General features: G+C 63.3%; 10 protein-coding genes. 3 read left to right on the plus strand and 7 right to left on the minus strand.

Translation table 11 applies throughout. The features are described 5' to 3' along the window. Nucleotides 1–16 precede the first annotated feature (16 nt). Nucleotides 17–316 carry a YkgJ family cysteine cluster protein gene (locus tag AC788_RS07040; RefSeq protein WP_082223603.1) on the minus strand — a complete coding sequence of 100 codons (300 nt, stop codon included), beginning with the start codon at nucleotides 314–316 and terminating at the stop codon, nucleotides 17–19. Nucleotides 317–417: 101 nt separating this feature from the next. Continuing rightward, nucleotides 418–2,319, minus strand: coding sequence for a DNA topoisomerase III (locus tag AC788_RS07045; protein ID WP_049859957.1), 1,902 nt, complete (start codon nucleotides 2,317–2,319; stop codon nucleotides 418–420). Between the two features lie 155 nt (nucleotides 2,320–2,474). Here AC788_RS07045 and AC788_RS07050 point away from each other — a divergent pair, with 155 nt between their 5' ends. Further along, nucleotides 2,475–4,841, plus strand: a complete 2,367-nt coding sequence (locus AC788_RS07050) for a DNA polymerase II (RefSeq protein WP_049859958.1) — start codon at nucleotides 2,475–2,477, stop codon at nucleotides 4,839–4,841. A gap of 2 nt (nucleotides 4,842–4,843) precedes the next feature. Here the strand turns inward: AC788_RS07050 and AC788_RS07055 are convergent, their stop codons facing one another. The 4 genes from AC788_RS07055 to AC788_RS07070 form a co-directional block, all read right to left on the minus strand. Continuing rightward, entirely contained in the window at nucleotides 4,844–5,362 is a 519-nt protein-coding gene (locus AC788_RS07055; protein ID WP_049859959.1) for a sigma factor-like helix-turn-helix DNA-binding protein, read from the minus strand. A gap of 361 nt (nucleotides 5,363–5,723) precedes the next feature. Beyond that, nucleotides 5,724–6,191 (minus strand): Lrp/AsnC family transcriptional regulator, encoded by a 468-nt coding sequence (locus AC788_RS07060; RefSeq protein WP_049859960.1) that lies wholly within the window; start codon nucleotides 6,189–6,191, stop codon nucleotides 5,724–5,726. 89 nt (nucleotides 6,192–6,280) lie between these two features. Continuing rightward, nucleotides 6,281–7,147: a pirin family protein gene (locus AC788_RS07065; RefSeq protein ID WP_049859961.1), complete on the minus strand. Its 867-nt coding sequence runs from the start codon at nucleotides 7,145–7,147 to the stop codon at nucleotides 6,281–6,283. Nucleotides 7,148–7,215: 68 nt separating this feature from the next. Beyond that, on the minus strand, nucleotides 7,216–8,589 hold the full coding sequence (locus AC788_RS07070; RefSeq protein ID WP_049859962.1) for an aldehyde dehydrogenase family protein: 1,374 nt from the start codon (nucleotides 8,587–8,589) through the stop codon (nucleotides 7,216–7,218). A gap of 100 nt (nucleotides 8,590–8,689) precedes the next feature. Between AC788_RS07070 and ptrR the strand changes: the two genes are divergently transcribed. Together ptrR and sthA are read left to right on the plus strand one after the other, a co-directional pair. Next, nucleotides 8,690–9,601 carry a putrescine utilization regulator PtrR gene (ptrR, locus tag AC788_RS07075; protein ID WP_049859963.1) on the plus strand — a complete coding sequence of 304 codons (912 nt, stop codon included), beginning with the start codon at nucleotides 8,690–8,692 and terminating at the stop codon, nucleotides 9,599–9,601. A 223-nt stretch (nucleotides 9,602–9,824) separates the two neighbouring features. Continuing rightward, complete coding sequence (sthA, locus tag AC788_RS07080; protein WP_049859964.1) at nucleotides 9,825–11,219, plus strand: Si-specific NAD(P)(+) transhydrogenase; 1,395 nt, start codon at nucleotides 9,825–9,827, stop codon at nucleotides 11,217–11,219. Nucleotides 11,220–11,261: 42 nt separating this feature from the next. On the opposite strand, the gene AC788_RS07085 is transcribed toward sthA, so the two are convergent. Further along, entirely contained in the window at nucleotides 11,262–11,984 is a 723-nt protein-coding gene (locus tag AC788_RS07085) for a glycerophosphodiester phosphodiesterase (protein WP_049859965.1), read from the minus strand. Between the last annotated feature and the right edge of the window lie 18 nt (nucleotides 11,985–12,002).

Here is a 12,002-nt window from a genome sequence, read left to right on the forward strand (position 1 = left end):
GCCCTGGCGCGGCCACCTACGGCCGCAGCCGCTCTTCCTGGCAATCCGGGCCGCCCATGTCGAACTCGCGACAGATCAACGGGCGATTCAGGTAGATACTGCAACTCATGGTGCGTCGGTCCAGCGCCGCGCACCAGCCATCGTCGAGACGCGACATGGTTTCCGATCCCCATTCATCCACTTCGATGAAGCGTTCCGGCACGCCGGTGTCGGTGATCAGCATGACTTCCAGCCGGCAGCATTTGGCCGCGCAGCGGTCACAGCTGATGGTAGGGTCGAAGTCGCTGGCTACAGCGATGTCATGCAGCACGATCAAGGGCAAGGCCTGGCGGAAAATGATCGGCGCAGCCTACCGGGTGTTGCGCCATTTCACAAAGCAAGCCGACCGTATCGGCGCTTCAAGCGACGGGTTGCAGCTCAGGCCGCCTTGGAGGGTTTGCGTTTGCGTTTGTTTTTCCACGGTGTGGCACTCTTCGGCGCCGGGCCGCTGATGACCATGCGCAACCCGGCACAACGTTCCACCAGCTTGCTCATCCAGGCCGATTGCTTGGCCACGAACGTCTCCAGCGACATCTCGCCGCTCTGCACCATGTCCAGTGCCTGTTCCCAGATGGCGGTGGTGCCCGGGTCGGCGATGGCCCGAGGGACCGCGTCGATCAGGCTGAAGGCGGCAGGTGCGGCGGCCAGGGCCTTGCCCTGTTTGGTCAGATAGCCGCGGTCGATCAGGCCCTGGATGATTCCGGCACGAGTGGCCTCGGTGCCGATTCCGGTGGTGTCCTTGAGTTTCTGCTTGAGGCGCGGATCTTCGACCAGCTTGGCGACGTTCTTCATCGCCTTGATGAGGTCGCCTTCAGTGAAGGGCTTGGGCGGTTGGGTCCACAGGTCCTTGAGTTTCACTTCGCGCACCGCGCAGGTCTGGCCCTGGGTCAGCCGTGGCAGGGGCTGTGGCGCCGGTGCTTCGCGCCCCTTGGCTGCGCCGAGGGCTTGTGGGATGGCGCGCTTCCAGCCGGGCTCGACCACCTGTTTGCCTACCGCACGCAGCGCGTGGCTCGCGCAGTCGAAGTCGGCCTGGGTACGGTCGTATTCGTGATTGGGCAGGAACTGCGCGAGGTAGCGGGCGCGGATCAGGCTATAGACCGCGCGGTATTTGCCTTGCAGCTTGTCTACCGTTGCAGCGACGGCGGTCGGAATGATGCCGTGGTGGGCACCGACCTTGGCGTCGTTCCAGGCGCGTGAGCGGCGCTGGGCATCCAGGTAGGGCAGCAAGGGCGTCAGCCCGGGATCGGCGCGGCCCAGCGCGGCGATGATCGCGCCTGCATCCCCATGCTGGCTGAGTGGCAGGTAGCCGCAATCGCTGCGAGGGTAGGTGATGACCTTGTGGGTTTCGTACAGTGCCTGAGCCACGTCCAGCGTTTCCTGGGCGCCCAGGCCAAGCTTCTTCGAGCAGACTTCCTGCAGTGTGCCCAGGTCGAAGGGCAGGGGAGCCGCCTCTTTCATGCGCTCGGTGCGCAGCTTGGTCAGCGTTGCCTGGTTCGCCTGCATCATCGCTGCAGCGGCCTGTTGCGCCAACGGCTGGTTCAGGCAACGTCCCTGGTCGTCGCAGCTGTCCGTCGGTGGTATCCATTGCGCCGTGAATTCGGTCTGCTCGCCGAGCAGTTGCACATCGATGGCCCAATAGGCGGCGGGGACGAAATCGGCGATGCTGCGGTCGCGGTCCACCACCAGCCGCAGGGTCGGCGTCTGGACGCGACCCACGGGCAACACACCCTGGTAGCCGGCCTGACGCCCGAGCAGGGTGAACAGCCGGCTCATGTTCATGCCGATCAACCAGTCGGCCCGCGAGCGGCCCAGTGCGCTGTGGTAGAGGGAGAACGTCTCGGCACCTGGCTTGAGGGCCGCCAACGCCTTGCGGATCGAGGCGTCGTCCAGGGCCGAGAGCCACAGGCGCTGCACCGGACCCCGGTAGCGACAATGCTCGACCAGCTCGCGGGCGATCATTTCACCTTCGCGGTCGGCGTCCGTCGCGATGACCAGTTCCCCAGCTTCACCCAGCAGGCGCTTGACCGCCTTGAACTGGCTGGCGGTCTTGCGCTTGACCTGCATCTTCCATTGCTGCGGGATGATCGGCAGGTCTGCCAGCACCCAACGCTTGTAGCGGGCGTCGTAGGCGTCCGGCGGTGCGGTCTCCAGCAGGTGGCCGATGCACCAGGTGACCGTGACGGCGTTGCCCAGCCAGCAGCCGTCGCCACGACGCGTGGCGCCGAGGACCTTGGCGATGTCCTTTGCCTGGGACGGTTTTTCGCAGAGAAACAGCCGCATGGGAACCTGATCGGAAAGCTGTACAGAGGTCTAGCATGCCAGACGTGCCGACACAGGCAAGCTTTATGTGTATGGATGTACAGTTTATGATGTTGCTTCATATGAGCCGGACGTGCCGTTGCCGCGCCCACATTTTCCGTTAAAGGCCTGCTGCCGTGACCCCACAACAGGGCTTCATCCTGACGCGACACTGGCGCGATACCGCCGAAGGTACGCTGATCGAGCTGTGGCTGGCGACCGACGCCGGCCCACGCCTCCTGCGCCTGCCCGCGCAGCCCTCGGTGGCGTTCCTGCCCGTGCAGCACCAGGAGCAGGCGCGGCGCTTGCTCGAGGACGAAGCCGGCGTCGAGATCAAACCGTTGGCCCTGCGTGATTTCGACCAGCGCCCGGTGGCCGGGCTGTACTGTCGGCAGTACGGCCAGTTGCAGCGTGTGGAAACGATGCTCAGGCAAGCCGGAATAGAACTCTTCGAGGCCGACATTCGCCCCCATGAGCGCTACCTGATGGAGCGTTTCATCACCGCCGGTGTGGCCTTCGACGGTCAAGTGCAGGCCGATGGCCAATACCATGAGGCCAAGCTCAAACCGGCGCCGGGCTACCGTCCACAACTGCGCCTGGCATCCCTGGATATCGAGACCACGGCCCAGGGCGAGCTGTACTGCATCGGCATCGAGGGCTGCGGGCAGCGCGACGTGTTCATGCTGGGTCCGCCCAATGGCGATACCCGTCAGATGGATTTCGCTCTGCACTACCGGGACAGCCGGGTGGAACTGCTGCAGAGCCTCAATGCCTGGTTCGCCGATCACGACCCCGACGCAATCATCGGCTGGAATGTCGTGCAGTTCGACCTGCGGGTCCTGCACGAACATGCCAGGCGCCTCAACGTGCCGTTGCTGTTGGGCCGCGGGGGCGCCGAAATGACCTGGCGCGAGCACGGCAGCGGCAACGATCACTATTTCGCCGGCGCTCCCGGGCGGTTGATCATCGACGGCGTCGAGGCCTTGCGCTCGGCGACCTGGAATTTTCCCTCGTTCAGTCTGGAAAACGTTTCCCAGACCTTGCTGGGTGAAGGCAAGGACATTTCCACGCCGTACCAGCGCATGGACGAGATCAACCGCATGTTCGCCGAGGACAAGCCGGCTCTTGCACGTTACAACATCAAGGACTGCGCACTGGTCACACGCATTTTCGCCAAGACCAAGCTGCTCACGTTTCTGCTCGAGCGCGCTAGCGTCACCGGCCTGCCGGCAGACCGCAGCGGCGGTTCGATCGCGGCTTTCACCCATCTGTATCTGCCGGCGATGCACCGCCAAGGGTTCGTCGCGCCCAGCCTCGGCCGACGTCCGCCCGAGGCCAGTCCCGGCGGCTTCGTCATGGAGTCGCGGCCGGGTCTGTACGAGTCGGTGCTGGTGCTGGACTACAAGAGCCTGTATCCGTCGATCATCCGCACCTTCCTGATCGACCCGGTGGGTCTGGCCGAAGGCCTAGCCAATCCCGACGACGAGCACTCGGTGCCCGGCTTTCGCGGCGCGCGCTTCTCACGCACCGTTCATTGCCTGCCCGCCATCGTCGCAAGTGTCTGGGAAGGGCGCGAAGCGGCCAAGGCGCAGGGCAACGCGCCGCTGTCGCAGGCGTTGAAGATCATCATGAATGCGTTCTACGGCGTACTGGGTTCCAGTGGCTGCCGCTTTTTCGATACGCGACTGGCATCGTCGATCACCCTGCGTGGCCACGAGATCATGCGCCGTACGCGCGAGCTGATCGAGGCGCGCGGGTACCCGGTGATTTATGGCGATACCGACTCGACGTTCGTCTGGCTCAACGGCGCTCACGACGAGGCTGATGCCGCTCGTATCGGCAAGGAACTGGTGGTCGAGGTCAATCAGTGGTGGCGTGATCATCTGCGGCGCGAACATGGGCTCGACAGTGCCTTGGAATTGCAGTTCGAGAGCCACTTCCGGCGCTTTCTGATGCCGACCATTCGTGGCGCGGAGGAGGGCAGCAAGAAGCGCTACGCAGGCTTGGTCAGGCGCGCCGACGGCCAGGACGAAATGGTCTACAAGGGCCTGGAGAGCGTGCGCACCGATTGGTCGCCGCTGGCTCGCGAGTTCCAGCAAGCGCTCTACTCGAAAATCTTCAGGCACCAGGGCTACCAGGCGTATGTGCGTGATTACGTCAAACGGACCCTGGAAGGTGAATTGGACGGCCTGTTGGTCTACCGCAAGCGGCTGCGCAGGCCGTTGCACGACTATGAGCGCAATGTTCCTCCTCACGTCCGAGCGGCGCGTATCGCCGATGAACACAACCTATCCACAGGGCGCCCGCTGCAGTATCAACGTGGTGGCTGGATCAGCTATGTCATGACGGTGGCGGGGCCTGAACCTCTGGAAGCGCGTCAGTCACCCATCGACTATGAGCATTACCTGACTCGACAGCTGCAGCCCATTGCCGATGCGATCCTGCCGTTCGTCAACGACGACTTCAACACGCTGATCGGCGGCCAGCTCGGTCTGTTTCAGTAAGCTCAAAGACTCTGGCTGATGAGCTCCAGGGCCAGTGCCATGGCCAGGCCTGCCGTCGCCCACCCCCGTAGCCCCAGCCCTTGCCGAGCCTTGTGGTGCCAGCGGTCATGCCCCAGCAGCGTGGCGGGCGCGAGCAACTGGCGCCATTGCAGCTCGGTGGCGTGAAAGGCAGCCAGGTGCGCGGCATCGCTGTCGAGCCAGCGACGGAAGTCGATGCGCTCGCTGGCCGTGGTGAGCGGATTTTGCAGTTTGACGTACCAGTGAATGGCCAGGCTCTGGCCTGGCAGCAGCGGTTTGCAGCAGGCGCGCATCGCGCTCTGCATCCGCTGTTCGACGTCGCCCAGGGTCAGGTGCATTCGCTGGGCGATGGCCGGGTAGTCCAGTTCGTCGAGACGGCTGTAGAGCAGCACCTGTTGCGTTCGGCGCGGCAGGCCACGCAACTGCCGATAGAGGCGTTGACGGTGCGGCTGGCCGTGAATGAGGTCCAACAGATCATGAGAGGGCGTGAGCAGTGGGGTCATGGGGACACCTCCTTTTGCGCGAATCCTGGTCATCTGTAGAGAGAAGGCGAGTTCGGACTTCCGTTTTCCGATGTTCTTTTGATATCATTCGCGCCATCTTTGCAGTGGCGCCACCAAGTCGGTGATGTTCGAAACCGACGGCGTGCAACACTCTTCATTAGCCTGAAGAGCCAAAAAAAGACCCGGCAAAAAGCCGGGTCAAAAACCGTGATTAGCCTGATGAGGAGATAATCTGAAGGTCCGACCTAAGGCCCTTCGGATTATCCAACCGATCTCTCGACCGGTTGAGCTCAATAATAATCGTTATCATTTGCATGTCAAATGATTTGTCTGCGTTTTCTTTCTTTTCTCCTTCCAGCCTTCATTCCAGCGGCAGCTCGGTCGTGCGTTTGACTTCGCTCATGGCGATGTTGGAGTAGGCTTCCTGCACGTGGGGCTTCTGCAGCAGGTGGTCACGCAGGAATCGCTCGTAGCTGGCGATGTCCTTGGCCACCACCTTGAGCATGAAATCCATGCCCCCGGCCATGGTGTAGCACTCCAGCACCTGCGGATAGCCGATGATGGCCTCCTCGAATTCGGTCAGGTGCCGTCGGCCGTGGCCCGACAGCTTGACGCTGACGAAGATGGTCATGCTCAGGCCGAGCTTTTTCGGGTTGAGCAGGGCGACCTTGCGCTCGATCAGCCCTTCCTCCTGCATGCGGTGGATGCGTCGCCAGCACGGCGATTGGGACAACTCCACGCGTTCGGCGACCTGCGCCGCCGAGAGGTCGGCGTCGTGTTGGAGCAGGCGCAGGATGCGCCGATCGATCGGGCTGAGGCTGTTCTGCATGAATGAGTCCGGTTCTTGTGATTATCGGGTCGACTTCATGCAGAGTATGGCCTGTTCATAAGGTTTTGCTCCAGCAAACCGCTACGAACTCAGCCCTGGATGTGCCCGAACTTGCCGGCCTGATAATCGGCGAACGCCTGCTGGATCTCTTCGCGGGTGTTCATCACGAAGGGTCCGTAACTGGCCACTGGCTCGCCCAACGGTTCGCCGTGGCCGTAGAGCAGAGTGGCGGAGCCAGTGGCCTCGACGGTTACGTTGTCGTGCGTGTCGCTGAGCTTGACCAGGTGATGGCACTGCAGCGCGGTGCCCGCGATGCTGGCTTGGCCGTCAACCACATACAGAAAGACGTTCTGGCCCACCGGCGCTGGCAGCGAGAGTCGGGCGCCAGGTTGCAGGTGCACGGTCATCAAACACAAACCCGTCAACGAGTCGATCGGCCCTCGCTCAGAATGCTGTGTACTGGAAACATAATCCCCGGAAATCAGGCGGACTTCGGCCAGAGATTCAGTGATCGTGGGGATGTCCGCGCCTTGCAGGCCGACATAGGCCGGGGCAGTCATCTTCAGGCGTGCGGGTAGGTTTACCCACAACTGGAGAATCTCCAGCGGGCCGCCCTCGCGCTTGAACGACTGTGGCGAAAGCTCGGCATGGACCAGTCCGGAACCTGCGGTCATCCATTGCACGCCACCGGCCCCGATGATGCTCTCGTGGCCACCGCTGTCCAGATGCGACAGCTCGCCTTGCAGGATAAACGTGACGGTTTCGAAGCCGCGATGGGGATGGGGGCCGAACGGCAGACCTTGGTTGTTGCGTGGGTAGGTCTGCGGGCCGTGATGGTTGAGAAACAGGAAGGGATCGAGTTGCTCGATGCCAGGGCCCGGCAGCGGGCGACGGGTGATCAGGTCACCGATGTCGTCGCGCTGCGCGGGAAACTGCTGGAGAACGGTGCGGGTCATGGGGCCTCGGCGCGTGGGTAGACGATGCAATGCATGACTATGCCGCACAAGCCCGCTGCCTGAACAGCTCAGCGGCGATCGAGCCAGACCGTCTGGGCGTTGCAGAACTCGCGCACACCGAAGTGTGACAGTTCGCGTCCGAAGCCGCTCTTCTTGATGCCACCGAAGCCCACGCGGGCATCCGACGCACCGTAGCCGTTGATGAAGATCGCACCGGTTTCCAGGCGCTCGGTGAAGTATTCGATCAGTTCGGCATCGGCCGTCCACACCGTCGCCGACAGCCCGAACTCACTGTCGTTGGCCAGTGCCAGCGCATGCTCCGCATCGCGCGCCTCGATGATGGACGCCACGGGGCCGAACAGTTCCTGATCGAAGGCGGTCATGCCGGGCTGCACGTTGCCTAGCACCGTCGGTGCGTAGAAATTGCCAGCGCCGGCGAGCTTGTGCCCGCCCAGCAGCAGTTCGGCACCTTGCGCGATGGAGGCCTGGACCTGGCCATCCAGCTCGTCGCGCAGATCGTAACGCGCCATGGGGCCGATGTAGGTGTCGTCGAGCTGCGGATCGCCGACCTTCAGCGCCCGGGTGGCGGCCAGGAAGCGTTCGGTGAAGGCCGGCAGAATGCTGGATTCGACGATCAGGCGCTTGGCCGCGGCGCAGACCTGACCGGTGTTCTGGAAGCGGCCGAGCAGGGCAGCCTTGACCGCTTCGTCCAGGTCGGCATCGGCCAGGACGATGAACGGGTCGCAACCGCCCAGTTCCAGTACGCATTTCTTCAGTGCTGCGCCCGCTTGAGCGGCGATGGCCGAGCCGGCGCCGACGCTGCCGGTCACGGTGACGGCTGCCACACGCGGGTCGGCGATGGCTCGCGACACACCGGCTGGCTCCACGTTGAGTACACCGAACAGGCCTTGGGGCAGCCCCGCCCGATCGAACGCTTCACGCAGCAGGGTGGCGCTGCCCATGACGTTCGGCGCGTGCTTGAGCAGATAGCCATTGCCCGCCAGCAGCACGGGAATGGCTCCGCGCAGGACCTGCCAGAGCGGGAAATTCCATGGCATCACCGCCAGCACCGGCCCCAGCGGACGGTACTCGATGCGCGCCTTCTGCCCAGGCACTTGGGTGGCTTCGGCTGCAAGCATCGCCGGGCCGTGCTCAGCGTACCAATGGCACAGTCCGGCACACTTTTCGACCTCGGCGCGGGCCTGGGTGATGGGCTTGCCCATTTCCTGGGTGATCATCTGCGCCAGTGGTTCGCCCATCTGGCGCAGGACGTCGCCCATGCGTGCGATGACGGCGGAACGTTCACTCAGCGCAACGTAGCGCCACTGTTCGAAGGCGGCGAAGCTGCCGGCCAGGGTCTGTTCGAGTTGCGCCTCGCTGTCGAACGGGAAGCGTTGCAGCTCGGCGCCGGTGGCGGGGTTCATGGAGATGGCATGGGTCATGGCGTTCACCTGTCGAGAGAAGATGTCAGCCACGATACGGGGATGGTTTAATCATGAAAACTGAATAATAATAACCAAAACCATCTCGTTTGGAGAATGTATGGACCTGACTCAGCTGGAGCTGTTTCGCGCGGTGGCGGAGGAGGGCAGCATCGCCGCTGCAGCGCAACGGGTGCATCGTGTGCCGTCGAACCTGACCACGCGGATCAAGCAACTGGAAAGCGAACTGGGGGTCGATCTGTTCATCCGCGAGAAACTGCGTCTGCGTCTGTCGCCCAACGGCTGGAGCTTTCTGGATTACACCCGGCGCATTCTCGATCTGGTCGAAGAAGCGCGCCAGGCGGTGTCCGGTACCGAGCCCCAGGGATCCTTCGCACTGGGATCGCTGGAAAGTACGGCGGCGGTGCGCATTCCACCGTTGCTGGCGGCTTATCACCACCGCTATCCCAAGGTGGAACTGGATCTCTCCACCGGCCCTTCGGGCGACATGCTCGACAGCGTGTTGAGTGGGCGCCTGACAGCGGCTTTTGTCGACGGACCGCTGCGTCATCCGCTGCTCGACGGACGGGTGGTGTTCGACGAGGAGATGGTCCTGGTCAGCGCGCGCAGCCATGCGCCGGTGTCACGACCTCAGGACGTGAATGGCGAAACCATTTATGCCTTTCGCGCCAACTGCTCCTACCGTCGCCATTTCGAGAACTGGTTCGTCGCCGACGGCGCCGCGCCGGGCAAGATTTTCGAGATGGAGTCCTACCACGGCATGCTCGCCTGCGTCAGCGCCGGGGCCGGCTTGGCATTGATGCCGCGCAGCATGCTGGAGAGCATGCCGGGCAGCAGCAACGTCAGCGTATGGACCTTGGCCGAGGATTTTCGCTGGCTGCACACCTGGCTGATCTGGCGCCGTGGCGCCGGCTCGCCGAACCTGGCGGCGATGCTCGAACTGCTCGATGAAAGTGCTCTGGCAACCGCGACCGGCTCCGGCACCCCGGCGTCCACCGCAGCAATCGCATGATCCTATGCACCGGAAGGGGCCTGCGACCGGGCTCGAGTGGCAAAATGTCGCAGGCAATCGTTGACGTTGCGGGCCACGGAAAATAGGCTACGCGCCGACTAAGGGTGAACATCCGCGGTGCCTGCGCTTCCTATAGAATGCACCGCATGTTTTTCGATGCCTGATGAGGGCACGCCAGCCGCAGGCGCCGCTGTGGCGCCCGGCCAGATTTGAAGGAGTACGCATGGCTGTCTACAACTACGACGTAGTGGTGCTGGGTTCCGGCCCCGCCGGAGAAGGGGCGGCGATGAACGCCGCCAAGGCCGGGCGCAAGGTGGCCATGGTCGACAGTCGGCGCCAGGTCGGCGGCAACTGCACCCACCTGGGTACGATTCCTTCCAAGGCGCTGCGCCACTCGGTCAAGCAGATCATCCAGTTCAACACCAACCCCATGTTCCGGGCCATCGGCGAGCCGCGCTGGTTCTCGTTCCCGGACGTACTCAAGAGCGCCGAGCGGGTGATCGCCAAGCAGGTGGCGTCGCGCACCAGCTATTACGCGCGCAACCGTGTCGACGTGTTCTTCGGCACCGGCAGTTTTTCCGACGAGCAGACGGTGGAAGTGATCTGCGCCAACGGCGCGCAGGAAAAACTCATCGCCAAGAGCGTCATCATTGCCACCGGCTCGCGCCCTTACCGGCCTGCCGACATCGATTTCAGCCATTCGCGCATCTACGACAGCGACACCGTGCTGAGCATCACCCACACGCCGCGCAAGTTGATCATCTACGGCGCCGGAGTCATCGGCTGCGAGTACGCATCGATCTTCAGTGGCCTGGGCGTGCTGGTCGAGCTGATCGACAACCGCGAGCAATTGCTCAGTTTCCTCGATGCCGAGATTTCCCAGGGCTTGAGCTATCACTTCAGCAACAACAACGTGATGGTGCGGCACAACGAGGAATACGAGAAGGTCGAGGGCCTGGAAAACGGCGTGGTGTTGCACCTCAAGTCAGGCAAGAAAATCAAGGCCGACGCCTTGCTCTGGTGCAACGGCCGTACCGGCAACACCGACCGTCTGGGCCTTGAGAATATCGGCATCAAGGTCAACGGACGCGGCCAGATCAGTGTCGACGAGGCGTATCGCACCTCGGTGCCGACGATCTACGGTGCGGGCGACGTGATCGGCTGGCCGAGTCTGGCCAGCGCCGCCCACGACCAGGGCCGTTCGGCGGCCGGCAGCGTGGTCGACAACGGCAGCTGGCGCTTCGTCAACGATGTGCCGACCGGGATCTACACCATTCCCGAGATCAGCTCGATCGGCAAGAACGAGCATGAGCTGACCCAGGCCAAGGTGCCCTACGAAGTGGGCAAGGCGTTCTTCAAGGGCATGGCCCGCGCGCAGATTTCCGGCGAGCCGGTGGGCATGCTGAAGATCCTGTTCCACCGCGAGACCCTGCAGGTACTGGGCGTGCATTGTTTCGGCGACCAGGCTTCGGAGATCGTGCACATCGGCCAGGCGATCATGAACCAGCCCGGTGAGCTCAATACCCTGAAGTACTTCGTCAACACCACCTTCAACTACCCGACCATGGCCGAAGCCTATCGAGTGGCCGCCTACGACGGCCTCAACCGGCTTTTTTGAGCGGCTCCGGCCGGTGGCCTGAGCCGGCCGGGGAGACCGATTTCAGCGATTCCCGAGGGTGGCGCTGGCCAAACCGGGAAAGTCTGTAATTAGGCTGTCCACGCCGAAGTCGGCGAGTCTGCGCATCAGCGCAGGCTCGTTGACCGTCCATACCGACACATGCAAACCCTGGCGCTGCGCCTTGAGCAGGCGCTCGGGGGTGCACAACGTCCAATTCAGCGCGAGCATTTCGCAGCCATAGCTCTGCGCGACCTTGATCGGGTCGAGCCAGGCATATTCGGCCACCAGGCCGCGTGCCACGTCCGGGGTCAATTCCAGGGCCGCGCGCAGCACTTCCCGCGAGCTTGAGGTGATGGTGATGCGGTCCAGAAGGTTCATGCGCTGCGCCAGTTCGCGGATGGCCAGCACGGTGGTCGCCGCGCGGGTGCGCGAGGCGCTCTTGACCTCCAGCTGCCAGTGCTCGAACGGGCATGCCTGGAACAGCTCCTCCAGGCGTGGAATGGGGCAGGGCGACACCCAGCCCGGGCCGCCCTTGCGCGCGTCATAGGTGACCAGCGCCTGGGCATCGTGCTCGACGACCTTGCCGCCGCGCCCGGTGGTGCGCTTGAGGGTCGGGTCATGAATGACCATCAACTCGCCGTCTCGGGACAGATGCAGGTCCAGTTCGCATCGACGCACCCCGTGTTCGAGGCACTGCTTGAAACTGGCGAGGGTGTTTTCCGGGGCTTCGCCCTTGGCGCCGCGATGGCCGTAGATAAGCGTCACGTTCGCTCCTTGAATGAA

The organism is Pseudomonas sp. RIT-PI-a (assembly GCF_001187875.1).
GTDB lineage: Bacteria > Pseudomonadota > Gammaproteobacteria > Pseudomonadales > Pseudomonadaceae > Aquipseudomonas > Aquipseudomonas coleopterorum.